Raw genomic sequence first — 26,023 nt, 5'->3', positions numbered from 1 at the left:
GTGGGGACGCTCGAAAATCCCGGCCGCGAACAAGTTCGCGTGAAGGCGCCGGTTATGTATGCTCGTTCATAACGAGCGTGATCCTTTTAGCAGTTGCTTTGCAGGTCGCATTGCTTGATGCGGACGGCATGCGCGGCGCGCGCAGGCTCAAGGGCGAACGGCCGTAGAGCTCGGCGAAGGCGGCGTTGAAGCGGCGCAGCTGCCGAAGCCGGCCTGGAACGCGATCTCCGTCATGGTGTCATCACCGGCATCGAGCAGGCGCTACGCGTGCAACGCGCCAAGCGCGTAGACGCCACGAAAGGCGATATCGATGTCCGAGAACAGTCTGTGCATCTCCTGCGGCGCTTGACGGTCGCGCGTGCGGTGAAGCTCATCGACGACGAGCCGGGCTAGGCAACCTCGCTGCGTGCCAGCCCTGCAACCACGTGGGTTGAGCGGATTGGCCTGCTGACATAAGGCTTCTCCCCATGGATGAGCGGACGAGCGGCGCTGACGCTCTCATTCAGAAGAACGACGCGGCGCCGGCATTGCTCGGCGTGGTTTGCGGGCTGTCCGCAGCACTGTTCTGGGCTCTCGGCTTCGTCGGCACGCGGCACGGCCTCAAAGTCGGCTTCACGCCGGTCGATCTGCTAGTGCATCGCTATGTCTGGTCAGGGATCGCGTTCCTGCCGCTGGTCTTGCGCGCCGGCATCTCCGATCTCTGCGGCATCGGCTGGGGCAGGGGCCTTGCGCTGATGGTGCTGGGCGGCCCGGTGATGGCGCTGATCTCCTACACCGGTTTCCTGTTCGTGCCGCTCGGACATGGCAGCGTGATCCAGCCCTCCAGCGCGACGCTGGGCGGCCTGCTGCTCGCCGCATTGTTCCTGAAAGAAAAGATCTCCGCCTCGCGGCTTGCCGGCGCACTCGTCATCGTCGGCGGCCTTGGCGTGATCGGCGCGGAATCGATCGGGCATATCGGGGCCGACGGCGTGCAGGGCGATCTGATCTTCGTGCTCACCGGATTCATGTTCGCGGGCTTCGGCGCGCTGCTGCGGCACTGGCGCGTCTCAGCCGTGTCGGCCGCGCTCGTCATCAACGTGCTGTCGCTGCTGCTGTTGCCGATCTACCTCGCGACTGGCGGGCTTGCCCGCATCGCGGCGATCGGCGTCACCGAGAACGCGATCCAGGCGCTGGCGCAGGGCGTGCTCGCAGGTCCCGCCGCGCTCTATCTCTACGCCGTCTCCGTCCAGCGTCTCGGCGTCGCCCGGGCTGCGGTATTCCCCGCGATCGTGCCGGCGCTGACGCTCCTGGTCGGCTGGCTCCTGCTCGGCGAGCCGCCGACGGCACTCCAGGCCGCGGGCCTGGTGACGGTGCTGTGCGGGTTTTACCTGGCGCAGCGGCAAAGGTAGGCGCGACCTTACGCCTTCCGCACGAACTCCGATTTCAAATTCATCGCGCCGATGCCATCGATCTTGCAAGCGATGTTGTGGCCGTCGCTGGCATCCTGGAGGCGAATGTTGCGCACCTTGGTACCGCCTTTGACGACCGACGAGGAGCCCTTGATCTTGAGGTCCTTGATCACGATGACGCTGTCGCCGTCGGCCAGCACATTGCCGTTGGCATCGCGCACGCCTGCCTCGGGCGCGGCTTCCGCGGCCGCATCGGCCGTGCCGCTCCATTCATGGCCGCATTCCGGGCAGACCCAGAGACCGCGGTCCTGATAGGCGTGCTCGGAGTTGCAGCTCGGACATTTCACGGCATCGTCCATCGTCGATTCATCCCCTGTCGGGCCCTGTGGGCGGGCGCACCGTAGGGGCGGGAACGGGGAAAGCAAGGAAAATTCGGCCTCTGCTGCGGCCCGGCAAACTCCCATCATCGTGACGCAGCAATTGACGGCTATGGCTTGTGCTTTGCCTCACCAAGCATAGCTGATCGGAAAGCGGATGTCCGCCTCACCCCCTTCCATGTAGCGTCACGGCATGAGCGAGATCGAAACCCTGTTCGGTGTCCTGCGCCAGTCGGCCGACGCGCCTGTCGTCGACATGCTCGAGCGCATGGTGCGGGAGGGGCCGGACCATGCCCTGTGCAAGATGAACGCGCTGCATCTGGCGAGGACGGCGGGTCTCGGCGAGGAGCAGATGATCGCGGGGCTGCCGCATGCGGTCGGGCTCGGCATCCTCGAGATGACCTGGAACGTGATGTGCCCGAGCTGCGCCGGCGTGCTCTCGGCCAACAAGAGCCTGAAGACGGTCAACAGCCCGCAATATCATTGCGCCTTCTGCGCCGCCGGCTACGAGACGACGCTCGACAATCTGGTCGAGGTGACCTTCGCGGTCAGCCCGCGCGTGCGCAGGATCGCCGCGCACAATGCCGAGGAGCTGCCGCTCGCCGAATATTACCGCCAGGTGTTCTGGAGCTCGGCGATCGAGCTTCCGCCCGACCTCGACGGCCTGCTGCGCGAGCTGACGCTGGAATCCGTCGACCTGCCGCCGGGCGAGCGCGCCATTCTCTCCCTGCAGGTGCAGCCGGGCATGCTGATCGTGTTCGATCCCGTGACGCACACGGCGCAGTACATCGAGGTCAAGGGCGAGGAGACGGCCGAACGCCAGACGCTGTCGCTGATCTTCAACAAGTCCGAGGTTCCCGTCGATGCCGTCAGCCTGCGCCCGGGACCGCTGCGGCTGACGCTGGAGAACCGCACCGACGGCCGCGTGCTGCCCGCGGTGTGGGTGATGAACCAGCGGCTCGACAACCTCCTGACCCGGCGCAAGCCGAGCCTCACTGCAAAGCGGCTGCTCACCAACCAGACCTTTCGCGATCTCTACCGCACCGACACGCTCGCGATCGGCCAGCGCCTCAAGATCCTCAGCCTAACCTTCCTGTTCTCGGACCTGAAGGATTCTACCGGGCTGTACGAGCATGTCGGCGACCTGGTCGCCTTCGATCTCGTCAACGAGCATTTCCGCCTGCTGCAGGAGATCATCGCCTCCGAGCAGGGCGCGGTGGTCAAGACCATTGGCGATGCCGTGATGGCGACCTTCGAGACGCCCGATCGCGCCATTGCGGCTGCGATCCGCATGCGCGAGGCCATGAGCGAGCTCGGCGCCCAGCGCCAGCACCAGGGCCTGTTGCTCAAGATGGGTATCCACGAAGGCTCGTGCCTCGCCGTCACCCTCAACGGCCAGCAGGACTATTTCGGCCAGACCGTGAACATCGCCTCCCGCGTCCAGAGCTTGGCGGCCTCGCGCGCGATCGTGGTGACGGAGGCGGTGGTGGACAACGCCGAGACGCGGACGCTGCTGGATGCCGGCGGCCTTAACCCGACCCGTCGCAGCGTCGCGCTGAGCGGGATCGCGGACAGGGTGTCGGTGTACGAGATACCGTGAGGCTTTTCGTAGATCCCGTGAGGTTTTCGTAGCCCGGATGGAGCGTCAGCGAAATCCGGGGCAGCAGGTGCGGCGCCATCCCGGATTACGCTGACGCTCCATCCGGGCTACATTTCGCATCATGACCTTCCTCCTCAACATCGACGTTCCCGACGTGGAGCGAGCGACGACCTTCTACACCGCTGCATTCGGCCTGACGGTCGGCCGCCGCTTCGGCAACGACTTCGTCGAGCTGCTTGGCTGGCCGGCGCCGGTGTATCTGCTGACCAAGCAGGCCGGCACGATGGGCGCCGGCGGCGATCGCCGCCGCTACGCGCGGCACTGGACGCCGGTGCATATCGACGTCGTCGTCGATGATGTCGATGCCGCCGTCGAACGCGCACTGCGCGCCGGCGCGATCCTCGAGGTTGCCGCAAGCGATGCGCCCTATGGGCGGATCGCGATGCTGGCCGATCCGTTCGGGCACGGGTTTTGTCTGCTGGCGTTCAGCGCGCAGGGTACGACGCGTTGCTCAGGGCGTAGGCCGAGCGTCGCCCGTCAAAACAAAAAGTACGAAAACAACCCCATGCACAGTAGGGAACATCTTGAGATTCCACACTTCTGCGATACCGAAATGATGTGACCCGTCGGGCAAGGCCGGGACACGCAGACGCCGACCGACTTCGGTGATCCCGAAATAGAATTTAACTCGTCGGGCAAAACAGGGGCACTATGCCAAAATGGCGCCGGTGCGATGGGGAGCTGACGCGTCGCCGGGCCGCGGGGCGACATGCCAAGAGAACCGAAAAGCAAAACGAAAAGAAAACTGAAGTCCTACCAGACCTCGCTCGGCTTCTACGACCAGGCGGTCGCCGCGCCCTCGATGAAGGCGGCGCTGGAGGCCTGGGGCGCCAGCTCCAATCTGTTTCATCAGGGCGTGGCCAAGGAGACCGACGATCCCGATATCGTCGCGGCGACCATGGCAAGCCCCGGCGTCGTGCTCAGGCGTCCGGTCGGCTCGAACGGCCCGTTCACCGAAAGCGCCGAGCTGCCAGCCGACCTTGCCGACGAAGGCGAGGCCAAGCCAAAACGTAAGCCCAAGCCGAGCGAGCGTACGGCCAAGACTGCAAAGCAACCATCCCGCAAGATCGACGATCGACAAGCCCGCAAGGCCGCTGCGGCCTTCGAGAAGGAAGAGCGGCGGCGCGAAGCCGAGCGCCGCAAGGAAGAGGTCGCCCGCGCCAAGGAACACGCGCGCCGCGACAAGGCGGTCGCAATTGCGCAGGCGGCGCTGGACAAGGCGAAGCGCGAGCACGAGGCGCGGGCGGAGAAGATCGAGGCAGAACGAACTGCGATCGATGAACGCGCCGAGGCGGAGCGGGGCCGGTGGGACAAGCAGCGGAGGAAGCTGGAGGAAGCGGTGCGTCGGGCGCGGGAGTAGGCGGTTTGGTGCGGGCGGCAGGCGAAGCTCTACGCTGCGTTCTTCGTCATTGCGTTCTTCGTCATTGCGAGCGCAGCGAAGCAATCCAGAGTTCCTCCGCCGAGGCAGTCTGGATTGCTTCGTCGCATCAGCGCAAAATTGCTACGCAATTTTGTCGCGAGCTCCTCGCAATGACGGTGGAGAGTTGCGAGCCAACATCGGTCATTCCAGCAAAGTCGCGCGCGAATTGGCTTGCCTTGCCTTGCGACCTTGAGCACTCTGGCGGGAAGGAGGCCAATGCATGAAGAAAATGACCGTCGCGTGTGCGCTCGGAACGGCCCTGGTGCTGAGCAGCCTTGGGATGTCAGGGGCTGAAGCCCGGGCGCGCAAGGCGCAAGTCGTTCGCGAACCCCAGCAGAGACTTATCGTCACGGCGCCCGTACTCAGGCCAACGCCGTGGGATTATTATATCGTTCCACGATATCGTTATCGTCCTGAAGACGACCGGGTCGATCCCTACGGTCCGCCCCTGGTTTCGTCGTGGGTCCGCTATGAGGGGTGGCGGTGGCCATATTGGTGGTGAACAACCATCACATTCTGCGGCATGTGGAGTTCGGCCGGCGACGGACGCAGAATTGACTGGCGCCTGTAGCCCGGATGAAGCGAAGCGCAATCCGGGACTGGCGCAGCTTAAGGCAAGACCCCGGATTTCGCTTCGCTCCATCCGGGCTACGCTCGCTACGCGCCTGCACCGATCGTACGCGCTCATTTTCGCTCGACAGCTCAAGCCCTTGCGCACCTCCCAGCCTGGCCATCCGGAGAGGTTGAACGCCTCTAAGTCCAATATCGCTGCGTGCGACGTCAGCGATTAGGAAAAAATGGCAAACCTGAGACTGTCAAGGACACATCGGGGTAGAATGGCATTTATCCCCGTAATACACCCAATACTGTTAAGGGGTACGGGCGCGTATTGAGAGGATCAATCATGGCAAGTGTTGAACAATTGCGCAGACGGGACGGCGTTAACCTGGTCCAACTCGAGGCGGACATATCGTCGGTACGCTCGGGAAGCTCTATTACTTCCATTGCTCTGCCTGATTACGTCGAGCACACCGCGGGCGTGACGCGCGTCGGCGCGCTCAGTGCAGAGGCGGTCATTCGCGACTATGAGTCCGCTGCAAAAGAGATCGAGGCCATGGGCACCGAGTTGATCGACGCTGCGCAAAAATGCGAGGCGCTGACAGCCCAGGTCCATGATGCGATCGCCTTCATGCGAGAAACGGCGGCGGGATATCGTGAAGAGGGTCGGAAGATCTTCAAGCGCATCGAAGAGTGCGCGCTGTTCACCGAGGACGTCCGCAAGACATGCGAACAGGTCAAGCGCAGAATGGTCGAAGTCTCGGTCGGTCCATCTTCCGATGAGGAGCTTGAGCCGCAAGAGCCCGAGCTGAGCGGGATCGCCGGCCAGGTGACGATCAGCGAGATACGCTGAGGCGGGCATAGAGCGTAGTTCGTAGGATGGGTTGAGCTCTTGCGAAACCCGTCGTCGCGCGCCAGCGTCGTTGGTATCGCTTCCGCTCGTCGCGCTACGGCGGACAAGTCGCTCCGCCCATCCTACGAGGCTGTGACTCTTTTCCGTATCGAGCGTCAGGCGGATATGATTCTCTAAGCAGATTGATTTGCTGGAGAGAATGATGGCGGACGACGGACTTTTTGGCGAATTGCCGGAACAGTCGGCGCCATGCACCGAAGTGGTGCCGCGGGGCGCACCTCGGCTGCGCGAGCCTGTGCGCGATCAGGTCGAATTGCGAGCGGTCGATATCGATAGCCTGATCGGGCAGGATCATCCGGTGCGGGTGATCTGGGCTTATGTCGAAGGGCTCGACTTGAGCGAGTTGGAAGATCGCGTCAAGGCGCGGGAGAACAGGCCGGGTTATCCGGCGCCATCGCCACGGTTGCTGCTGGCGCTTTGGCTGTACGCCACGAGCGATGGCGTTGGCAGCGCGCGGGCGCTGGACCGGCTCTGCGACAGTCACGACGTCTACCGCTGGCTCTGCGGCGGCGTGTCTTTGAACCATCATACGCTGTCGGACTTCCGGGTCGGCTGTGCCGACTTGCTCGACCGTTTGCTGGTCGAACATCTGGTGGCCCTGAACGAGGCAGGGTTGGTTGATCTGGAGAAGCTGACCCAGGACGGGGTGCGGATACGGGCGAGTGCGGGAACTGGATCGTTCCGGCGGGAGGCGACGCTGGATCGGCAGATGGCACAGGCCGGGGCCGTGGTGGAAGAGCTCAAGCGCGAGGTCGATGCGGATCCGGAAGCCAGCAATCGGCGTATCCGGGCCGCTAAGGAGCGCGCGGCGCGGGAACGCAGCGAGCGGGTGCAGGCCGCGCAAGCGGCGCTGGCTGAGATCAAGCGCAAGCGAAAACAGCTCGATGACAAGGGCGGCAACGGCAAAAAGCCAAAAGAGCCACGGGCCTCTACCACCGACCCGCAGGCACGGGTGATGAAGATGGCGGATGCCGGCTTCCGTCCGGCCTACAATGTGCAGGTGGCTAGCGCGGCCGGCGAACTGATCGTGGTCGCGATCGATGTCGACAACAGCGGCTCAGATCGCGGCTTGATGCGACCGATGCTGGAGCGAACGCGCGCTCGGCTGAAGCGCTTGCCACGCCGCTACCTCGCCGATGGCGGGTTTTGCAGTGGCGAGGACATCGAATGGGCGCATGGCGAAGGTATCGAGGTTTACTGTCCTCCTCCCAAATCCAGGAGCGGTGTCGATCCCTTTTTACCCCGGAGCAACGACGGTCCTGGCGTAGCGGCCTGGCGTGCTCGCATGGCCAGCGAAGCCGGCAAGGCACAGTACCAAGCCCGCACAATCTGCGAATGCATCCATGCCCGATGGCGGAACTGGGACCTCAGGCAATTAACCGTGCGCGGTATCGCGAAGGTCCGTGCCGTTGTGCTCTGGTACGCCCTCACCAACAACATCCTGCAGGGACACCGTCTCGTAAAGGCATAGACCGCAGCAGCATACCGACGGCCTGACGCCGCCGGCTTCGACCTCAAGGGACGCTAACGCCCCTTGAGGTTCATGCCGAAACAAACGAATTGGCTCACAGGCTCTACGGTCTTGCGAAACGCATCATCTAATCGCCGTCACTCACGGCAAGCGCCTGTAGCCCGGATGGAGCCAACGGGTCGGCGCGCAGCGCCGCCCGATGACAGGCTCCGCGCAATCCGGGACCAGTGCAGCTTGGAGCAAGACCCCGGATTTTGCTTCGCTCCATCCGGGCTACGCGCGCCGCTAACCGCCGTCACCGGCCGCAAGGCGCTGAAACTGCCGTTTCATCGCGTTGACCCTGGCGACATAGCTTGCGACCAGGTGATCGCCGCAGCGCTCGCCGGCGATCATCTGAAACTTGCGGCGTGTGTAGGCTGTGGCCGGGCCTGCGCCGCAGAGATGGATGAAGGCGGCCAGATCCTGCTTCTGCTGCGGGCTTGCCTTCACATCGCCGGTGCGGGCGAGAACGTCAGCCACTTGGCGGTCCAGATAGACCGATGCCAGCTCGATCGCATGGCCAGGGATCGTGCGGATATAGAGACTGGTGAACCCGCAACCGGTGTCGGTGACGGCGTTGCCGCGGACACAGGACCGCGCGGCCTCGGCGTAAGCGGGATCGGTCATCTGGAAAAGACCGACGGCGCTGGAGGCGGGCCGGTAGATCGAAAGCGGATTGAAGCTCCATCGCCAGCGCCAGTAGGTGCGCGCCACCGGATTGCCTGAACTCTCGACCTGCGCCAGCGCGGCCAGCAATTCCGGCGTGATCGCAGCGGTGGAATGCTTGCGGAACAGCGGTCCGTATCTCGCCCAAGTCTCCGCCGGCTCCTTGTCGAGGGAGTGGCCGACAAGGACGAACAGCTCAGTCGGCTTGCGGACCATTTGAGTGACGCTGTTCACAAGCGCGATGGCTGCAAGCAGCATCGCCATGCCGCCTGCGATCCGAACCACCCGCGGCGCGCACGCGAAAGTCTTCCGCGCCCACCGGGCGGCCCGCCGTAACCTGCGAAGGCGAGGGAGGAGGCTGTTGCTTTTCCTTGGCATGTGCGCTGTGGGCGTAAATTGCGGAGCCTGTGGACTTAGTTAACGCTGTCCGCCAGCCCTAAAATCTCGCTTCATTTCACGCGACCGCGCCTTTTCGGGGCCCGGCTCCGCGCTGCTACGGCCGCTCCAATCCTTGCGAGAAATAACCCCCGGTTGTACGTTGCGCCGCAGAACAGTTAATTTTGTGTAAATGGATCGGCTGAAATGACCGTAATCGAGGGCGTGGTGCCGGAGGCAGCTGCGGACCCGAAAATGCCACCGGGAGTGGTTGTCGAAGGCCCGCTGGTCGACGCCAAGTTTCTCGATTCCTACATCGCGTTCGGCTTCATGATTGGCGGTTCGATCGCGGCGCTGATCTGGGCATTCTGGCAAGGCATCGGCTGGGTGGAGGTTTCGGTCTTCGTCGGCATGTTCCTGCTGACCACGGTCGGGATCGGCTTCATGCATCGCTACTTCGTGCACCGGAGTTTTCGCTGCGGTCCGGTGATGCGGGCGATCTTGGCCGCGATCGCCACGCTGGCGGTGCAGGGCTCGATCCTGAAATGGGTGAGCAACCACCGCCGGCACCATCTTCACTCCGACAGGCCCGGCGACGTCCATAGCCCTTACTATGACGGCTTCGGCAATCGCTATGCGAGCTTCCTCAAGGGAATGTCGCATGCGCAAGGCGGCTGGGTGTGGGACCAGGCCACCACCGATGGCGCATATTACGCCAGGGATATTCTAGCCGATCCGATCTCCATGTTCTTCACGCGGACGCGCTGGTACTGGTACGCGCTGTCGGCGGTGATCATTCCCGGCGCCATCGGCTACGCGTTCGGCGGCGTGCACACGATGATCGGCTGCGTGTTGTTCTCCGGCCTGTTCCGCAGCTACATCATGACCATGGCCACCTCGCTGGTGAACTCGGTCTGCCACAGTGACGGCCGCTACGGCTACCGCCGCTTCGAGACCAATGACGGCACGACCAACGAATTCGTGACCACGATCCTCACCTTCGGCGAAGGGCTGCACAACAACCATCATCGCTTTCCGCGTGACGCCTACCTCTCGCACGCCTGGTACGAGATCGACATCAACGGCCTGATCATTCTGGGGCTCGGGAAACTCGGGCTGGTGCACGACATTTTCGGGGTCGGCGCGCGTCGACGGTCCGCGCCAGATGCGCAGCCGGGTGGGGCCGTCGCGAGTCAGAACGCATTCGACGGTGTTGCGGAAGACCTTCGCTCGGCAGGAAGGTAGATCCGTAGCCCGGATGAGCGAAGCGATATCCGGGACCTTTGGCGCCGAAGCATTCCCCGGATGTCGCTTGGCTCATCCGGGCTACGCTGGACGGTAGGATGGGTAGAACGAAGCGAAACCCATCAACGTCGATCAGCGAATGATGGGTTTCGCAAGGCATCTACCCCCCTTACGGGCTTCAAATCCAATCGCGCCTTCGGGAAACAAGCCCGCGCCTTGCGGGCTCACCAATCCGGATAGCCGTAAGGGTCGGCCATATAGGGCGGAGGCATCCAGGGGCCTCGCGGCGGTCGGGGCCGCCGGGGTTCGGCCGCCGGTACGTGCGGCCGGGCATGCGCCTCGTTGCTCATCACGCTCCGCGCGACGGGCTTGGTGGCTGCAGACGCGGATGAAGCGCTCAGTTGCGTTTGCAGCGCCTGGACCTGTGCGGCGAGGCGCGCATTGTCCGCCGCATCCTTCTCCTGCGCCGCCTTGAGCTGTTGAATGGTGTCGGCCTGCTCACGCAGGGTCTGCTCGTTGCGGCTTTTCAGTTGCTCGAGCTTGCCGTTGATGCTCGCAAGCTCGCTCGTGATGGCCTTGAGCGATTGCGCGAGATCAGACGATGACGGGTCAGGCGCTGGCGCTGCGGCGGCAGGCTTTGGGGCGCTTTCCGTGTCCTTGGCGACCGGCGGCGCGGGCACCGGGCTCGGCTCATCCGCAGCGGCCAGTTGCACGGTCGGCGGCTGCGCCGGACTTTCCACCGCGGACGCTTGCTGGGAGCTGCTCGCAGCCGGCGGAGACCATCGTGCCATGATCGACTTGCTGATCGATTTGGCCTCATCGCGATATTGCGAAGCGAAGGCGGCACCGAGCAGGCCGACCGCCAGCACGAGGCCGACCAAAGCGCGCACCATGGTCCGATCTCCCTTCAAGCCTTGATCGCGAACCCCGGCATTCGGAGCTTTGGCATCCGGCGTCGGCGCCTTGTTTCCGGAAGTTGCGGCTGCCGTCCTAGCGGCGGTTGCGTGCGACGTCCGCTGGCCTTCGCTGTCGCGTTCCATTCCGGAAACCAGCCGGTCCAGCCGCGCAAGCTCTTCCTCCGCGCTCTTGATCCGGTCGTAGGCCCGCGTCAGCCCGCCGTCGGCGCGCGCCTCATCCGGCTTGGCGGTCTCAGGCTTGTCGTTATCAGGCTTGGGGTCGTTCGTTTCAGGCACCGATGCGCTCTCCATCCGGTCGGGCGTCAATGGGAGGCAGTCCGATCACCGGAAGGATAGGTCTCGCCGTTGTCCAACACAACGATTGTGCAAAGGAAAAATTATGGCGGGCGCGGGAGTGGGGCGGGCGTGAGCGCGTAGGGGCTAGTACCGCGACTGCGCAAAGCGCAGTTCGCAGTATGAGTCGAGCGGAGCGAAGCCGATCAACGTACCCATCGTACGGGCATCCTGTCCCCGCGCCGTCGAAATACGCAGCTGTCGTTAGTGACGCGTCGCGCGGATTTCGAGCGTCGTCTGGGTGAGCCTGGCCACGAACCCCTCAAAATGCATGACCCTTTGTCTGGTCATTTGTTCATGCAACCCGGCGATCTTCTGGGACTCGGCGACGAACGATTCACACGCCTGTTTCGCGTACTCCATCTGAAGCTCGAAGGCCTCGACGGGTGAGCGCGCTGTCGCGAGCTTTCCCAGGAAGGCCCAGGCGTGCTCAAGGGAGGTCCTGATGTAGCCGCTATAGGCATCGGCAATCGCCTGCGGGCTGGCCTGGGAGGGTTCCACCGGTGCAACGGGCGCGCTGGCAACGATCTCCATCCCGGACGGCAAGGCTGCAGCCGAGGGTACCTCCGCACTGCTCTGTCGGCTCGCCTCTACCTCTTGCTTGGTCTCTTGCCTGTTCTCTTGGCTGATCCCCGCCGAGGCATCCGGCAATTGATGCGCTGCAGTTGCGTGTTGCTCGTCGGCCCCGGACCGTTGCCTGGCCTTCTTCTTCCCGCCGCGCCGGCCGGATTTGCCCGTTGGCTTGTTTTCTACCGCACTCAACATTGCAAATGGCTCCTGAATATCGATGAAGCCGCGAGCCTCCGCCGCGTTTGCGCTGAAATCGCGATTGTGGGCTGTCGCTTACGTGGCGGCCATGTGGTGAGATTTTGCCGGATACCGGCGGGCCATCCTGCCGGGTCTTGAGCGTCCTGCGCGCGAGACCATGCTCGCCGCCATCCGCGATCGATCTCGCTTTGACAAGATCGGCAAGGGAGCGCTTGGTGGTTCTTTATGCAACTCGACGATAGCGAATGAACTTAGTGCACTGTCACCGCAATCCCGGAAACTAGAGAGGTAGGTTACGCTACGCTAACCTACCCTACGCGCTACCGTCCTACGGGCTCAACCTCGTCAAGCCCAAGGTCGAGGAACCTCCATATAGGCTAGTAGCCGGCGCGCAATTTTGGAGTCCAATAGGGGCGGTTATCGGACTCTAGACGATGCAAATTCAAAGGCGCTTTTCCCATGCTACCGGCAGCAGAACGATGGCCTCTGCTTCGGAGTGTTGGGCATTCCATTCATAGGTTGTTTCGATTGCGACCTTGCGTTCTTCAGCGAGATCGGATGGAGACGCTATCAGCACGCGGATCACTTTCGCGGAATATGGCACTGGTGTCTTCTCTGATTTCTAGATCGATCAAAGTCGGCAATAATTTAAGATTGCGGTGAAGCTCGTAGGACGGGGGTGAGCCCTTGAAACCATCTCTTCGCGCGCCTGGATTGATGGGTATCGCTTCGCTCTACCCATCCCACGGGTCGTAGAAATCAAAACGGAATGTCGTCCTCCTTGTATTCAGGGTCGAAGTTGGCCCATGCAAATGAAGTCAGGATGGAAGTCGTGTTCTGGGATCAACTATCGCGCGGGCTAGCGTTGCTTCTTGTGACGGATTTCACCGTTCTGGTCGGGATGGCGGCCGTGCAGGCCGGGCTGCTCCACCATTGCATCCTCCGCTCGTTTAAGAGTTGTTCGGCCCTGCTCCGTATGATCAGCAAAGTTTCCGGATTCTCACCCGGGGCGCAGTGCGCAGAAAAATCTCTTATCGATCCATTGTTCAGGTTTGCTCCAAATTGCCGGTAATTCTCTTCAAAGCACGCTCTTGCTGCGGAGTTGGTTACTTGAAACTTGGTTGCGATCGCTGATGGCGAGTTGCACCCCTCAGCCAGATTTTGCGCTACCAAAAAGTACCGGGCAAAAAGGTTTGCTTGGTGTTCTGCGCTGGCTACGTCGACAGGCGCTTTTGGAAAGCCCCGTAAAGGGACTTTGCCATGCAAAAGAATAATGTGTCCGATCTCATGGGCTATAATCCATCGGGCCCTTGGTTCGTGCTTGGCGGCTTCATAATAAACAGATTCCCGAACGATAATTTCCGGAGGGTCCTCGCGCGCCAACGCAAGGGTGTCGGATGGGAGGTCATCGTCTTTCACAATGCTGAGGGTGAAATCGGGTATCAACTTCGGGAGACCAAACTCGACAACGTCCACTACATTGATCGCATGCTGATCTGTGAGGAGCAGGGCACGCCGCAGGCGTTGAGCGACTGCACGGATCTCACTATCAGTACGGGCGCAAGCCCTGTTCGTTTGCTTGGTCATCGGGCCCTCTTCGTGCTGTGTACTTCCGGGCCCGCAAGCCGCTTTAGATCCGCAGCTTCTTCCTCGGACAGATGTAAAGCCTGACAGATGGCGTCAATGTCACTGGTGAGGAGCTCTGCCCTTCCTGTTTCAAGAGCCGAAAGGCGTGGTACGGCGATATTGCTCGCGGCTGAGAGCGTGGCCAGCGTACATTTCCGCTTCCGCCGCAGGATTCTAATTCGCGAACCCGGGGCAGTGAGCCGCGGTTTCGCGATGCTTGCTTTACTGATGGTGGCGGCTTTGGAGGCGGGAATTCGGAAATAGAACTCCCGTCCCGCCGAGACCTCGACGGAGTACCCCCGCTCGATAGCCTTTCTGGAAAGCCGAACAGCGAGGAAGAGGCTGACCGCCTTCAAGGCAAGGTAGCCGAAAAGAGATAGTCCCGCGACAAGCAAGAGACCCGTCGCGGGAAGGTGCGAGAAATTGGAAGCGATAAAGCCCCAAAAGGCGGCCATCAGCTACATCCGGTTGTAGACCCGCAAGTATCGCACTTCATGCAGGTCCCATTCCGCACCAGCGTGAAGTTGCCGCACTCTGAGCACATCTCGCCCTCGTAGCCCTTGGCCTTGGCTTCGGCGCGGCGCTCGGCCTTGCTGGGAGCGGCGGTTGCGGCGGTGCCGGCCTTGCTCCACTGCAGCTGCTCGAGCTTCTCCGTCGGGGAGAGGTCGTGGCTAGCCTCCTGCTTCAGGGCGACGGCGCCTTCGAGGGCATCGCCGACACGGGCTGAGGTGCCGGTGCGAGGCCAGCGCCGTGACCTTGTTGCCGCCGGCGGGGGCGCTGTCGTTGCCTTGCGAGACCGCGGTCGAGCCGCCGCGCATCACGAACAGGTTGTCCGTGCGCGAGCGGGTGAGGCCGCGCGAGACCAGTTTTGTCGCGTGGTGGCCGCCGTTCTCGTCCGGCTCCTTGCCTTCCTCGACGCCCTTGCCGAGCGCGTCAAAGCCCGTCTCGTTGGGATCGACGTGGGCGAGGTCGAAGCGAGAGAGGTAGCTCACCGCCAGCTCGCGGAAGACGTAGTCGAGGATCGAGGTCGCGTATTTGATGCTGTCGTTGCCCTGCACGGGGCCCGCCGGCTCGAAGCGGGTGAAGGTGAAGGCGTCGACATATTCATCGAGCGGCACGCCGTATTGCAGGCCGAGCGAGACCGCGATGGCGAAGTTGTTGATGAAGGAGCGCAGCGCCGCGCCTTCCTTGTGCATGTCGATGAAGATCTCGCCGAGACGGCCATCGTCATATTCGCCGGTGCGCAAGTAGACCTTGTGGCCGCCGACCACCGCCTTCTGGGTGTAGCCCTTGCGGCGATCCGGCATCTTCTCGCGCTCGCGCATCACGATGATGCGCTCGACCAGCTTCTCGACGATCTTTTCCGAGACCTGGGTCGCGCGCGCGGCCATCGGCTTCTCATAGAGCTGCTCGACCGCTTCGTCCTCGTCCTCATCATCGCTGATGAGCTGCGAGTTGAGCGGCTGGCTGAGCTTGGAGCCATCGCGATAAAGCGCGTTGGCTTTCAGCGCCAGTTTCCACGACAGCATGTAGGCGGACTTGCAGTCCTCCACCGTGGCGTCGTTCGGCATGTTGATGGTCTTGGAGATCGCGCCCGAGATGAAGGGCTGGCTAGCTGCCATCATGCGGATGTGGCTCTCGACCGACAGGTAGCGCTTGCCGATCTTGCCGCAGGGGTTGGCGCAGTCGAACACCGGATAGTGCTCGGCTTTGAGGTGCGGAGCACCTTCCACCGTCATCGCGCCGCAGATGTGGACGTTGGCCGCCTCGATCTCGCGCTTGGTGAAGCCGACGGCCTGGAGCAGGTCGAAGCCCGGCGCGGCAATGGCTTCAGCGCCGATGCCGAGCTGGTCGCGGATGAAGTCCTCGCCAAAGGTCCACTTGTTGAAGGCGAACTTGATGTCGAAGGCGGTCGGCAGGGCTTTTTCGACCTTGGCGATGGCTTCATCGGTGAAGCCCTTCGCCTTGAGGGTCGAGGCGTTGATGCCGGGCGCGTTGGAGAGCGAGCCGTGGCCGACGGCGTAGGCCTCGATCTCCGCGATCTCGCTCTCGCGATAGCCGAGCGCGCGCAGCGCTGCGGGGACCGCGCGGTTGATGATCTTGAAGTAGCCGCCGCCGGCGAGCTTCTTGAACTTCACCAGCGCGAAGTCGGGCTCGATGCCGGTGGTGTCGCAGTCCATCACGAGGCCGATCGTGCCGGTCGGCGCGATCACGGTGGTCTGGGCATTGCGATAGCCGTGCTGCTCGCCGAGCGCAAGCGCCGCATCCCAGGCCACCTTGGCATGCGCGACCAGGTCTTGTTGCGGGCAGGAGGCGTGGTCGAGCGGCACCGGGTTGACCGAGAGCTGCTCGTAGCCGGAGGCCTCGCCATGCGCAGCGCGGCGGTGGTTGCGGATCACGCGCAGCATGTGCGCGGCGTTCTTCTTGTAGCCGGGGAAGGTGCCGAGCTCGGCCGCGATCTCGGCCGAGGTCTTGTAGGTGATGCCGGTCATCACGGCGGTCAGCGCGCCGCAGAGCGCGCGGCCTTCCTTTGAGTCATAGGGCAGGCCCATGGTCATCAGCAGGCCGCCGATATTGGCGTAGCCGAGGCCGAGCGTGCGGAACTCGTAGGAGAGTTCGGCGATCGCCTTCGACGGGAACTGCGCCATCATCACCGAGATTTCGAGCACGAGGGTCCAGAGCCGGCAGAGATGCTCATAGCCCGCGACGTCGAACAGCTTGGTCGTGGTGTTGTAGAACGTCAGCAGATTGGCGGAGGCGAGGTTGCACGCCGTGTCGTCCAGGAACATGTATTCCGAGCACGGATTGGACGCGCGGATGTCGCCGGACGCCTTGCAGGTGTGCCAGTCGTTCATCGTGGTGTTGAAGTGCAGGCCCGGATCGGCCGAGGCCCAAGCGGCGTAGCCGATCTTCTCCCAGAGGTCGCGTGCCTTCAGCGTCTTCGTCACCTTCTTGGAGGTGCGGGCATTCAAATTCCAGTCGCCATCCGTTTCGACGGCGCGCAGGAAGTCGTCCTTCAGCGAGACCGAGTTGTTGGAGTTCTGGCCCGAAACCGTGAGGTAGGCTTCGGAATCCCAGTCGGTGTCGTAGGTCTCGAACTGGATGTCCTTGTAGCCCTGCTTGGCGAACTGGATGACGCGCTTGATGTAATTGTCGGGCACGAGGCTGCGGCGCGCCAGCTTGATCTCGCGGCGGAGCGCCGGGTTCTTCTCGGGATCGAAGCAGTCGTCGCCCGAGCCTTCGCAGTTGACGCAGGCCTTCAGCACCGCCTTGAGGTGCTTCTGGTTGATCTTGGATCCGGTGACGAGGGCGGCGACCTTCTGCTCCTCCTTCACCTTCCAGTCGATATAGGTCTCGATGTCGGGGTGGTCGACGTCGACGACGACCATCTTGGCGGCGCGGCGCGTGGTGCCGCCGCTCTTGATGGCGCCCGCGGCGCGGTCGCCGATCTTGAGGAAGCTCATCAGGCCGCTCGAACGGCCGCCACCGGAGAGCTTTTCGCCTTCGCCGCGCAAGCGTGAGAAGTTCGAGCCGGTGCCGGAGCCGTATCTGAACAGGCGCGCCTCGCGGACCCAGAGGTCCATGATGCCGCCCTCGTTGACGAGGTCGTCACCGACGCCCTGGATGAAGCAGGCGTGCGGCTGCGGATGCTCATAAGCCGACTTGGACTTGGTCAGCTTGCCGGTGAAGGGGTCGACGTAATAATGGCCCTGGCCGGGGCCGTCGATGCCGTAGGCCCAGTGCAGGCCGGTGTTGAACCATTGCGGCGAGTTCGGCGCGACCATCTGCATGGCGAGCATGTAGCGGAGCTCGTCGTAGAAGGCCTGCGCGTCTTCATCCGTGGAGAAATAGCCGCCCTTCCAGCCCCAATAGGTCCAGCAGCCGGCGAGGCGGTCGAACACCTGCTTTGCGCTGAGCTCGCTGACATAGCGCTCCTTCTCGGGCAGGGCGGAAAGCGCCTCGGTGTCGGGCACGGAGCGCCACAGGAAGGAGGGGACGGATTCCTCCTCGACCTTCTTCAGGCGCGCGGCGACGCCGGCCTTGCGGAAGTATTTCTGGGCCAGCACGTCGGAAGCGACCTGCGACCATTCGGTCGGCACCTCGACATTGTCGAGCTTGAACACGACCGAACCGTCGGGATTGCGAATCTCCGACGTGGTCAGCCGGAAATCGATTCCCGCATAAGGTGACTGTCCTACCGTGGTGTGGCGCCGCTCAATCCGCATGGTCTTGCCCCGTCCTTATCTTTGACCGAACCGCCTCCGTTCAGGCGTCCCGGTCGACATTTCGCTTCGCGAGTCCTTTTGGCCGTTCGGCCTCTGGGCATCGCAGTTCAGCCGGTGAACCCGGCCCTTTTTCTCCCGACGCGATTGTTCGGTGCGCGCACCTCACATCCGCCGGCATGCCCAGACCCATCCGCCCCCAAGGGGATGCGCCCGACATGCGTTCAACGCCCACACCGTCACTTCAACCGTTTGCCATGCGGGCCTGTTGCCGGCCCGTTCTGGCGCCCCCTATCCGAGGGCAGACAAGCCCTCATCCCGCTGCCTTTGGCTGGCCGGCGGAGCTGAGATTTGCGAGACCCTTTGGGGGAGTGCCGGCGGGACGCAAACTCACTCGCGCCGAACGGTCCGAAAGCTAGGACTCTCCGTTGCGCCCGTCAAGAACTAGTGCGAGTTCCTGAATCAAATACTGAAATATGGTGGATTGTGGGGGATAACAGGGGTCTCGGCCGCGCCTGTTGTGGAGCCAAGTATCAGTGAAGTCCTCAGGGATTCCCAACCGAAAAAATTTGCATGCCGTGCTGTTCGCAACCCTTCATCCCGCTGTTCACAGGGCAGCTATATTTTTTGGGCGATGGGATTGCGTCAGCGGGACTCACGTAGCCCTACGGAAGGTGAGGGCAGGCATGCCGGCCCAGGTGGTGGTTTGCGCGGCGAATCCGCGCCAAGCTGAGCCCGATTTTGCCGGACTGCCCCCATGCATGATTCGACGAGGCCGGTGCAGCGACCGCGCATCGCCCCCGCCGGCCTGATGTTCCTCGCGATTACCTCGATCGGTTGGGGCTTCAACTGGCCGGTGACGAAATTCCTGCTCGCCGAGCTGCCGCCGCTGACGCTGCGCGGGGTGACCGGCGTGCTCGGCGCCGTGCTGCTGGCGCTGCTTGCGGTGATGCGCCGGCAGAGCCTGCGGGTGGACGGCGCGATCTGGCCGCGCTTACTGACCGCCGCCGCGCTCAACGTTACCGGCTGGATGGTGCTGATGGGCCTGGCGCTGCTCTGGCTGCCGGCGAGCGAGGCGGCGTTGATCGCCTACACCATGCCGGTCTGGGCCTCGATCATCGCCTGGCCGGTGCTGGGTGAGCGGCCGACGGTCTTGCGCACGCTGGGGCTGGTGATGGCCTTTGCCGGCCTTGCCTCGATCATGGGCGGTAACGGCATTGCTGCCAGCGCAGAAAAGCTGCCGGGCATCATCATGGCACTGTGCGGCGCGCTCGGCTTTGCCGTCGGCACGGTGTTCTCGAAGAAGTACCCGATCCACCTGCCGCCGATCACGGCCGCGGCCTGGCAGATCGGGATCGGCTGCCTGCCGATCTCGATCATTGGGCTCCTGGTCGAGACCACGCATCTATCGCAGGTGACGCCGGTCGGCTGGTGGCTGCTGGTCTATTCAGTCGTCGGGCAGTTCTGCATCGCCTATGTCAGCTGGTTCGCCGCGCTGGCGCGCCTGCCGGCCTCAGTCGCCGCGATCGGCACCATGGCGGTGCCTGTCATCGGCGTCGTCACCTCGGCGATCGCGCTCGGCGAGCCGCTCGGGCCAGGGCAGATCGCGGCGCTGATCTTCACGCTTGGAGCCGTCGTGCTGGCGACGCGCTGAGATCTTCACCTCTCCCCAGCGGGGAGAGGTCGGATCGCTATGGCGCGCAATTGCGCGCCTGAGCAATCCGGGTGAGGGGGCGTCGCATTACGAGAGGCCGCAACCCCTCACCCGGATCGCATCTCACGATGCGATCCGACCTCTCCCTTCGGGAGAGGTGATCCGAATTCGGGGCGACCGCATCGATCTAGCAAAGCGCATCTCGCGTCAGCTCGCCGCCATCCCGCCGTTCAGCGCCTTTCTGATCATCTCGGCGAGCTGGTTGCGGCGGTAGGGTTTTGTCAGCAGCATCACGCCGTCGTCGAGCTTGCCGTGGTGGACGATGGCGTTGTCGGTGTAGCCGGAGGTATAGAGCACCTTCAGGCCCGGCCGGCGCTTGGCCACCTCCTCGGCGAGCTCGCGGCCGCTCATGCCGCCGGGAATGACGATGTCGGTGAAGAGCAGATCGAACGGCTGGCCGGCCTCGATCAATTGCAGCGCGGCCCGGCTGTCGGGCGCGGCCACCGTCTTGTAGCCGAGGCTCTGGAGCTGCGCGGTGACGAAGTTGCGCACCAGCGTGTCGTCCTCGACCACGAAAATGGTCTCGGCGCCGCCTTCGGCCTGCGGCGCGACGGGAGCCGCCATGTCCGCCGTGCCTTCGCCCGGCGGCAGATAGAGCTTGATCGTGGTGCCGTGGCCTTCCTCGCTGTAGATCTTGATGTGGCCGCCGGACTGCTTGACGAAGCCATAGACCATGGACAGGCCGAGGCCCGAGCCCTTGCCGACCTCCTTGGTGGTGAAGAACGGCTCGAACGCCTTCTGCTGGACGTCGGCCGGCATGCCCGTGCCGGTATCGCTGACGGCGAGCATCACGTAAGGACCAGGCCGTACGTCCGGATTGTTCTGCGCATAGGCCTCGTCGAGCACGACCCGGTGGGCCTCGAACAGCAGCTTGCCGCCGTTCGGCATGGCGTCGCGGGCGTTGATCGCCATGTTGAGCACGGCATTGGTGAGCCGAGACGGATCGATGTGCGTCGTCATCGGCCCCTGTTCCAGCACGGTCTCGATCTGGATCTGCTCGCCGAGGGTGGGGCGAAGCAGTTTTGCGATGTCCGCGACCGCAGTGCTGATCTCGACGTTGCGCGGCTGGAGCGGCTGCCTGCGCGCGAACGCCAGCAAATGCTGGATCAGCTCGGCGCAGCGCTCGGCGGCATCGTCGATCAGCCGTGCCGTGTGCTGGAGCTCGGGCTGGCCGTTCAGGCTCTCCACCAGCGTCTCGGTATTGCCGGAGATCACGGTCAGCATGTTGTTGAAGTCGTGCGCGACGCCGCCGGTCAGCTTGCCGATCGCATCCAGCTTCTGCGACTGGTACAGCTGCCGCTCGGTCTCGCGCGAGGTGGTGGCATCATGATAGACCAGCACCGCGCCCGAGATATTGCCTTGCCCGTCCAGCATCGGCCGGCCGCTGATCATGAGATGGCGGGGAGGATTGCCGCCGTGCGGGCGGACGATCATCTCCAGCTCTTCGAAGTGCTCGCCGCGCAGCACGCGCGTCGACGGCAGCTCGTCGGCCTTCAGCGGCGTGACGCCGTCGCCGTGATAGACGTCGGACAGCGCGCGCAGATTGCGCAAATTCATGCCGGCGCGATGTAACAAGATGCGCTCGGCGGCCGGATTGGACAGTAGGACGGCGCCTTCGGTATCGATGACCAGCACCGCTTCCGCCATGCTGCGAAAGGTGCTCTGGAGCACGTTGACCGACAGGCGCAGTTCGTCATGGGCTGCGACAAGATGCTCGGTGCGCTCGGCCACCGCCGCCTCGAGTGCCTCTTTGGCGGCCGTGGTCTCTGTCAGCGTGCTCTGGAGCTGTACCGTGGCGCGCTGGCTCTCGCGCATCACCAGCGCGACCAGGAGCAGGATCAGCACGGCGCCTGCAACGTCGATGCCGAGCAGCACGGTCCCGGTGCGGCGCGAGTCCTGGGAGCGCGCTGTGAGCAGGCGCTCTTCTTGGGCGCTCAAATGGTCGAGATTGCCCATCACCGTGTCCATGAGGCCGCGACCCTCGGCCTTGCTGTTGAGCGCGGCAATGCCGGCCTGATCGTTCTCGGCACGCAGGCGCATCGCTGCGGCGGCAATCTCGACCCGGCGCAGCGCCAGCGGCTCGGTGCCCTCCAATAGCGCCACTTGATCCCGACTATCGCGCACGTCGCGCTTGAGGTCGGCGAGGGCCGGCGCGATCTGGGCGCGTACCGCCTGAAACTCGTCGTTGAAGCCCGGGCTGCGATAGAGCTCGTAGCCGCGCGCTGCGCTCTCGGCGCGGCGCATCAGCACGCGCAGATCGGAGATCTTCTTCTGCACCTGGACGGTGTGATTGACCCATGCCGCATCGGACCGCGACTTGACGTCGAGGGCGATCGAGGCTGCGGTGATGATCAGGAGGATGGCTAGTCCAGCACCGAGAATGACGCGCTGCGTTGGGATCAAGGGGCTTCTTTCTTGTCCTTCGGCTGTGCGCTCCCGCCCGCGCCGGTGAGGCATTCCCGGATCGTGGTCAGCAGCGCGTCCGGAGTGAACGGCTTGCGCAGGCAGCGGGTCGCGCCGAGCTCCAGCGCCATGCGGAGAAAGTCGGGGAAGGCGAGGCGGACGAGGCGAAGGCGTAGCCGGACATCGCGATCAGTGGCGTGGCGGGCGCGCGCTCGTGAAAGATGCGGATGGACTCGAAGCCGCGCATGTGCGGCATGAAGATGTCGACCAGCATCACGTCGAAAGTCTGTGTTTCGAGCGCAGCCAATCCCGCTTCTCCGCCGTCGGTCAACGTGACGTCGAAGCCCTGACGTTGGAGGAGGACCTCGATGGTCGCGCCGACCATCGGATCGTCATCAACCACGAGAATACGCGGCATGACACTTCCCAGTAATCGAAGTCCCCACTGTGGTTTGTGATATCCGCGAATCGTGGGTCGGGTCAATTTTGGATTGGGTCAACGTAGATATGCACGGCGCAGTGCATAAAGGTCCGACTGCGTCGCGTAGGGGGCGTCACAATCGGCGAGTAACGTTTCCGCAAAGCCCGTGAGGGTCGATCGACACGCGAAAGGCGCCGCATCGCTGCGACGCCTTTGCTTCAAATGTCATCGATAAATGTCATCGATCGGCTTAGGGGCAGGGATGACGCTGGCCGTCATAACCGAGATAGGTCCCCGAAGCCGGGTCGTACGATCTGTAGCGCTGCGCGCAATAGGCCGCGGAGTCGTCGCCGCTGTCGGGCACCACCGCTACTGACGGCTCATCATAGTAGCTGTCGCCGTAGTAGTAGGGGTCGTCGTAATAGCCATAGCCACCGCCATAATAGGCGTACGACCCGAGGCCGCCGATCGCGGCGCCTGCCGCAAAGCCGGGCCAGAAGCCGCCGCGATGATGATGGCGCCAGCCGCCGCTCCAAGTGCCGCCACTGCCGCTCCAAGTGCCGGACGGGGCGGTTGCGACGCTGGTGCCGCTGACGGTCGGGGAGATGGCGGGTCGGCTCACCGTGCCGGCCGCGAAACTGCCACTGCTCGGACGCACTGCGGTTCCGGCCGCGAAACTGCCACTGCTCGGACGCGCCGCGGGGCCGGCCGCGAAACTGCCTCCGCTTGGACGCGCCGCGGGGCCAGCCGCGAAACTGCCGCCGCCACCGCCACCCATGCGTGCGCCGCCTCCGCCGAAGTGAGCACCGCCTCCACCGCCGCCGACATGGGCGCCACCGCCCACGGTAGGACGATTCTGAGCAAAGCTCGGGCTCGCCAGCGGAAGAACCAGCGCCATGGCCGCGGCGGCACTCAAAACTGTCAGACTTTTCATGATCAAGCTCCTTTCCCGGAAGCCAACCCTGCGAAATGGCAGTGGTTCCTGGATCACGCCGGTTTGCATGCGTGCAGGAAGCGTCTCACCTGACCGCTGTACCCGGGATGAACGGATCGCGTCCGATTTGCGGCAACGCCCGTGTCGGGGGCACCGCATTTGCGGAGAGCGCGGCTGCTCCTGCCGAACTGGACATTTCTGCGCCCGGATGGCATCAGGACCCGACGAAGCAGGGCCCTTGCCGCATGAAACAATTCTTCCTCAAGTTCTTCACCTGGTGGAATGGCCAGACGTTTGGCACCCAACTCTGGACCAAGCGGTACGGGGAGCTGGTCGGCCAGGACGAGCAGGGCAATCTCTATTATCGGACCCGCGGCGGGGCGATCGATCCGACGCTCGGATTCGAGCGGCGCTGGGTGGTCTATAACGGCTATGCCGAAGCGAGCCGCATCCCGCCGTCCTGGCACGGCTGGATCCATCACGTTGTCGATGTGCCGCCGACCGAGGCCAACTACCAGCCGCGCGAGTGGGAAAAGCCGCACCAGCCGAATCTCACCGGTACGGCGAAGGCCTACCGTCCCTCGGGCTCGACGCTCGCCAGCGGCCGGCGGCCGAAGGCGACCGGCGACTATCAGCCCTGGACCCCGGCGAACTGAGGTCTGTCCACTCGCCACTGGATGCATGCGCATCCGCCTCGCAACCGCTGTGGACAACGGGAACAGCGGGGATGCCGCATGCGCCGGCGTTGTGCTCACGCGAGCGATGCGGCTCAATGGTCCCATCTTACGGAGATGGGAGACCATCGCGTTCGGTTCGGGCAACAGTTCGCGACTGTCCCGAGATGCAGCGGCCGCCGAGTAAGGACTCGATCGGGAGATAGGCCCCCGGTCTGGAAGTTCCGAAATCGCCCGATGGAATGTGCAGCCGCCGTAAGACAGGAAAGGCCGCTTGGGAAACCGAGCGGCCTTTTTCTTTGAGGCACTTCGTCAGCCGGTTTGTGCGCCTCAGTCGTAGCGCACCTTCGGGAAGAAGTCGCCGCGGCCTTCAGGCGTCATGTCGAGCAGGCCCCAGAGCGGATCGACCAGATCACCGGCGCGATGATGCTGCTTCGGCGCGGGCGGCGCGAAACTCATCTCCGAGCCCCAGAAGTGCCTGATCTTGCCATTCGCTTTCCTGAAGACGTTGAAGATCGTCTCGTCCCAATTCTGCCCGTCGGGAACGTGGTGCTGCGCGCGCATACCCTTAGAGAACTTCGAGGTGTCGCCGAAGTAGTCCGCATCAAAGGTGTTGCCGGCCGTGGACAGCAGCGACAGATGTTCCCAACCTCGTTCGTGGGCCCAGGCTGCGAGACGCGCGATCGGCGATTTCGCAACGATGTGAAGCGCTGCACGCTCGCCGACATGCCGTGCGGCGCCGTCGAGCCCGTCAAGCAAATGGGTGCAGCCGGGGCAGGGCAGCTCGCGCTCCGGCCCATACATGAAACTGTACAGAACCAGCGTTTCATGAGGGCCGAACAGCTCCGACATCCTGACCTGTTCTGGCATGCTCGTTTTGCCGATGCGTTCGAACACGTAATCTTGGAGCACCTCGCCGCCGAGCGGTAGCGCGCGACGCCTGGCGGCAACGGCCTCAATCTGAGCTCGGAGGGCAATCTCCTCATCCAGCAGCGCATTTCGCGCGGCACGATATTCAGTGCTTTCATTGGGGTAGTGGAGATGCTCCATGATTGCGCTCCGGATGCCGTGAGTTTCGTGCGGGTTTAACTCCTCCCCTAAAACCTCAGTTCCACCACCGAAGGTGGAACGTCTACATCACCCGCGCCGCCGCGCGCTTCACGGCTTCGAGTTCGGCGCGCCTGGTTTTGCGCGCCGCGCTCCCGGAGCAGGGCCAGCACCTCGGCGGGCGCAGTGTCGGGCGAGCCGGAGTCGAACGGTGGAGCGGGATTGTATTCCATCTGGAGCTGAATCGCTTCCGCCGCGGTGCGGTCAACCAAGATCGACACCAGCGTCAGCGCGAAATCGATGCCGGCGGTGACGCCGCCGCCGGTGATGCGGTTGCGGTCGATGCAGACGCGCGTCCTGGTCGGCGTTGCGCCTAACCGGCCGAGCATCTCCATCGCGCTCCAATGGGTGGCGGCACGGTAGCCCTTCAACAGGCCGGCGGCGCCGAGCGCCAGCGCTCCGGTGCAAACCGAGGTGACGTATTTGGCGTCTCCGGCCTGCCGACGCAGGAATTCGAGCACCTCCTCGTCATTGAGCAGATCGTTGACGCCGCCGCCGCCGGGCACACAGATGACGTCGAGTTGCGGACAGTCCGCAAAGGTCGTGGTCGGCGTCAGCGTCAGGACGGAATTGCTCGGCACCGGTTCGATCCGCTTCCAGATCAGGTGCAGCTTGGCGCCCGGAAGCATCGCGAACACCTGCAAGGGACCGGTGAAGTCGAGCTGGGTGACGCGCGGAAACACCAGGATTCCGATCTGGAGCGGTGACGACATGGGAGCCTCCGAAAATGAGCTTGACGCCGGCAGGATCGCATGGTGCCCTTCTGTCCAAAATGGCATAATTCCCTCACT

Annotated in this window: 19 protein-coding genes and 3 pseudogenes; 9 read left to right on the top strand and 13 right to left on the bottom strand. The window is 63.7% G+C overall.

Annotated features, from left to right (window positions below; all coding sequences use genetic code 11):
• Window positions 1–467: 467 nt before the first annotated feature.
• The gene (locus ACSKB8_RS33290) at window positions 468–1,388 is read left to right on the top strand and encodes a DMT family transporter (RefSeq protein WP_438108685.1); all 921 of its coding nucleotides are present in this window, start codon (window positions 468–470) and stop codon (window positions 1,386–1,388) included.
• An 8-nt stretch (window positions 1,389–1,396) separates the two neighbouring features.
• Here ACSKB8_RS33290 and ACSKB8_RS33285 read toward each other — a convergent pair whose 3' ends face one another.
• A complete protein-coding gene (locus ACSKB8_RS33285; RefSeq protein ID WP_091888087.1) occupies window positions 1,397–1,747 on the bottom strand; it encodes a zinc ribbon domain-containing protein YjdM in 351 nt (116 codons plus the stop codon).
• A gap of 211 nt (window positions 1,748–1,958) precedes the next feature.
• Here ACSKB8_RS33285 and ACSKB8_RS33280 point away from each other — a divergent pair, with 211 nt between their 5' ends.
• The 5 genes from ACSKB8_RS33280 (at window position 1,959) to ACSKB8_RS33260 (ending at window position 7,787) form a co-directional block, all read left to right on the top strand.
• Entirely contained in the window at window positions 1,959–3,365 is a 1,407-nt protein-coding gene (locus ACSKB8_RS33280; RefSeq protein ID WP_438108683.1) for an adenylate/guanylate cyclase domain-containing protein, read from the top strand.
• A gap of 121 nt (window positions 3,366–3,486) precedes the next feature.
• Entirely contained in the window at window positions 3,487–3,987 is a 501-nt protein-coding gene (locus tag ACSKB8_RS33275) for a VOC family protein (RefSeq protein ID WP_438108681.1), read from the top strand.
• A gap of 147 nt (window positions 3,988–4,134) precedes the next feature.
• Window positions 4,135–4,785 (top strand): cell envelope biogenesis protein TolA, encoded by a 651-nt coding sequence (locus ACSKB8_RS33270; RefSeq protein WP_438108679.1) that lies wholly within the window; start codon window positions 4,135–4,137, stop codon window positions 4,783–4,785.
• A 964-nt stretch (window positions 4,786–5,749) separates the two neighbouring features.
• On the top strand, window positions 5,750–6,256 hold the full coding sequence (locus ACSKB8_RS33265; protein ID WP_438108677.1) for a hypothetical protein: 507 nt from the start codon (window positions 5,750–5,752) through the stop codon (window positions 6,254–6,256).
• Between the two features lie 199 nt (window positions 6,257–6,455).
• On the top strand, window positions 6,456–7,787 hold the full coding sequence (locus ACSKB8_RS33260) for an IS1182 family transposase (RefSeq protein ID WP_091895192.1): 1,332 nt from the start codon (window positions 6,456–6,458) through the stop codon (window positions 7,785–7,787).
• A 285-nt stretch (window positions 7,788–8,072) separates the two neighbouring features.
• Here the strand turns inward: ACSKB8_RS33260 and ACSKB8_RS33255 are convergent, their stop codons facing one another.
• Entirely contained in the window at window positions 8,073–8,870 is a 798-nt protein-coding gene (locus ACSKB8_RS33255) for a transglycosylase SLT domain-containing protein (protein ID WP_438108675.1), read from the bottom strand.
• A 204-nt stretch (window positions 8,871–9,074) separates the two neighbouring features.
• Here ACSKB8_RS33255 and ACSKB8_RS33250 point away from each other — a divergent pair, with 204 nt between their 5' ends.
• Window positions 9,075–10,112, top strand: a complete 1,038-nt coding sequence (locus ACSKB8_RS33250; protein WP_438108673.1) for an acyl-CoA desaturase — start codon at window positions 9,075–9,077, stop codon at window positions 10,110–10,112.
• Window positions 10,113–10,336: 224 nt separating this feature from the next.
• Here the strand turns inward: ACSKB8_RS33250 and ACSKB8_RS33245 are convergent, their stop codons facing one another.
• From ACSKB8_RS33245 to ACSKB8_RS33220, 6 genes and pseudogenes are all read right to left on the bottom strand, one after another.
• Complete coding sequence (locus tag ACSKB8_RS33245) at window positions 10,337–11,320, bottom strand: hypothetical protein (protein WP_438108672.1); 984 nt, start codon at window positions 11,318–11,320, stop codon at window positions 10,337–10,339.
• A gap of 246 nt (window positions 11,321–11,566) precedes the next feature.
• On the bottom strand, window positions 11,567–12,127 hold the full coding sequence (locus tag ACSKB8_RS33240) for a phasin family protein (protein ID WP_438108670.1): 561 nt from the start codon (window positions 12,125–12,127) through the stop codon (window positions 11,567–11,569).
• 445 nt (window positions 12,128–12,572) lie between these two features.
• Entirely contained in the window at window positions 12,573–12,716 is a 144-nt protein-coding gene (locus ACSKB8_RS33235; protein WP_438108669.1) for a hypothetical protein, read from the bottom strand.
• Window positions 12,717–12,973: 257 nt separating this feature from the next.
• Window positions 12,974–13,717, bottom strand: a complete 744-nt coding sequence (locus ACSKB8_RS33230) for an ImmA/IrrE family metallo-endopeptidase (protein ID WP_438108667.1) — start codon at window positions 13,715–13,717, stop codon at window positions 12,974–12,976.
• Window positions 13,714–14,211, bottom strand: a complete 498-nt coding sequence (locus ACSKB8_RS33225; protein ID WP_438108665.1) for a helix-turn-helix domain-containing protein — start codon at window positions 14,209–14,211, stop codon at window positions 13,714–13,716. The genes ACSKB8_RS33230 and ACSKB8_RS33225 overlap by 4 nt, the downstream gene beginning before the upstream one ends.
• Window positions 14,211–17,982, bottom strand: a pseudogene (locus ACSKB8_RS33220) (vitamin B12-dependent ribonucleotide reductase). Before ACSKB8_RS33220 ends, ACSKB8_RS33225 begins: the two are co-directional and overlap by 1 nt.
• A gap of 754 nt (window positions 17,983–18,736) precedes the next feature.
• Here ACSKB8_RS33220 and ACSKB8_RS33215 point away from each other — a divergent pair.
• Window positions 18,737–19,633 (top strand): DMT family transporter, encoded by an 897-nt coding sequence (locus ACSKB8_RS33215; protein ID WP_438108663.1) that lies wholly within the window; start codon window positions 18,737–18,739, stop codon window positions 19,631–19,633.
• Window positions 19,634–19,840: 207 nt separating this feature from the next.
• Here the strand turns inward: ACSKB8_RS33215 and ACSKB8_RS33210 are convergent, their stop codons facing one another.
• The 3 genes and pseudogenes from ACSKB8_RS33210 to ACSKB8_RS33200 form a co-directional block, all read right to left on the bottom strand.
• Window positions 19,841–22,096, bottom strand: coding sequence for a CHASE3 domain-containing protein (locus ACSKB8_RS33210; RefSeq protein ID WP_438108662.1), 2,256 nt, complete (start codon window positions 22,094–22,096; stop codon window positions 19,841–19,843).
• Window positions 22,093–22,514: pseudogene (locus ACSKB8_RS33205) on the bottom strand (response regulator). The gene ACSKB8_RS33210 and the pseudogene ACSKB8_RS33205 overlap by 4 nt, the downstream one beginning before the upstream one ends.
• A gap of 253 nt (window positions 22,515–22,767) precedes the next feature.
• Entirely contained in the window at window positions 22,768–23,451 is a 684-nt protein-coding gene (locus ACSKB8_RS33200) for a BA14K family protein (protein WP_438108660.1), read from the bottom strand.
• A 245-nt stretch (window positions 23,452–23,696) separates the two neighbouring features.
• Here ACSKB8_RS33200 and ACSKB8_RS33195 point away from each other — a divergent pair, with 245 nt between their 5' ends.
• Window positions 23,697–24,107: an NADH:ubiquinone oxidoreductase subunit NDUFA12 gene (locus ACSKB8_RS33195; RefSeq protein ID WP_128934126.1), complete on the top strand. Its 411-nt coding sequence runs from the start codon at window positions 23,697–23,699 to the stop codon at window positions 24,105–24,107.
• Between the two features lie 348 nt (window positions 24,108–24,455).
• Here ACSKB8_RS33195 and ACSKB8_RS33190 read toward each other — a convergent pair whose 3' ends face one another.
• On the bottom strand, window positions 24,456–25,175 hold the full coding sequence (locus ACSKB8_RS33190; RefSeq protein WP_091888168.1) for a DUF899 family protein: 720 nt from the start codon (window positions 25,173–25,175) through the stop codon (window positions 24,456–24,458).
• 82 nt (window positions 25,176–25,257) lie between these two features.
• Window positions 25,258–25,945, bottom strand: a pseudogene (locus ACSKB8_RS33185) (DJ-1/PfpI family protein).
• Window positions 25,946–26,023 lie beyond the last annotated feature (78 nt).

Origin of the sequence: Bradyrhizobium sp. BR 1432, from assembly GCF_051547705.1 — a bacterium.
GTDB classification, from domain to species: Bacteria; Pseudomonadota; Alphaproteobacteria; order Rhizobiales; family Xanthobacteraceae; genus Bradyrhizobium; species Bradyrhizobium zhanjiangense.
This window is presented reverse-complemented; position numbering and strand designations above follow the sequence as displayed.

Bases quoted from the DNA above. Each gene is read 5' to 3' on its own strand.
- ACSKB8_RS33290 (WP_438108685.1), top strand. From the start codon at position 468: ATGGATGAGCGGACGAGCGGCGCTGACGCTCTCATTCAGAAGAACGAC.
- ACSKB8_RS33285 (WP_091888087.1), bottom strand. From the start codon at position 1,747: ATGGACGATGCCGTGAAATGTCCGAGCTGCAACTCCGAGCACGCCTAT.
- ACSKB8_RS33280 (WP_438108683.1), top strand. From the start codon at position 1,959: ATGAGCGAGATCGAAACCCTGTTCGGTGTCCTGCGCCAGTCGGCCGAC.
- ACSKB8_RS33275 (WP_438108681.1), top strand. From the start codon at position 3,487: ATGACCTTCCTCCTCAACATCGACGTTCCCGACGTGGAGCGAGCGACG.
- ACSKB8_RS33270 (WP_438108679.1), top strand. From the start codon at position 4,135: ATGCCAAGAGAACCGAAAAGCAAAACGAAAAGAAAACTGAAGTCCTAC.
- ACSKB8_RS33265 (WP_438108677.1), top strand. From the start codon at position 5,750: ATGGCAAGTGTTGAACAATTGCGCAGACGGGACGGCGTTAACCTGGTC.
- ACSKB8_RS33260 (WP_091895192.1), top strand. From the start codon at position 6,456: ATGATGGCGGACGACGGACTTTTTGGCGAATTGCCGGAACAGTCGGCG.
- ACSKB8_RS33255 (WP_438108675.1), bottom strand. From the start codon at position 8,870: ATGCCAAGGAAAAGCAACAGCCTCCTCCCTCGCCTTCGCAGGTTACGG.
- ACSKB8_RS33250 (WP_438108673.1), top strand. From the start codon at position 9,075: ATGACCGTAATCGAGGGCGTGGTGCCGGAGGCAGCTGCGGACCCGAAA.
- ACSKB8_RS33245 (WP_438108672.1), bottom strand. From the start codon at position 11,320: ATGGAGAGCGCATCGGTGCCTGAAACGAACGACCCCAAGCCTGATAAC.
- ACSKB8_RS33240 (WP_438108670.1), bottom strand. From the start codon at position 12,127: ATGTTGAGTGCGGTAGAAAACAAGCCAACGGGCAAATCCGGCCGGCGC.
- ACSKB8_RS33230 (WP_438108667.1), bottom strand. From the start codon at position 13,717: ATGACCAAGCAAACGAACAGGGCTTGCGCCCGTACTGATAGTGAGATC.
- ACSKB8_RS33225 (WP_438108665.1), bottom strand. From the start codon at position 14,211: ATGGCCGCCTTTTGGGGCTTTATCGCTTCCAATTTCTCGCACCTTCCC.
- ACSKB8_RS33215 (WP_438108663.1), top strand. From the start codon at position 18,737: ATGCATGATTCGACGAGGCCGGTGCAGCGACCGCGCATCGCCCCCGCC.
- ACSKB8_RS33200 (WP_438108660.1), bottom strand. From the start codon at position 23,451: ATGAAAAGTCTGACAGTTTTGAGTGCCGCCGCGGCCATGGCGCTGGTT.
- ACSKB8_RS33195 (WP_128934126.1), top strand. From the start codon at position 23,697: ATGAAACAATTCTTCCTCAAGTTCTTCACCTGGTGGAATGGCCAGACG.
- ACSKB8_RS33190 (WP_091888168.1), bottom strand. From the start codon at position 25,175: ATGGAGCATCTCCACTACCCCAATGAAAGCACTGAATATCGTGCCGCG.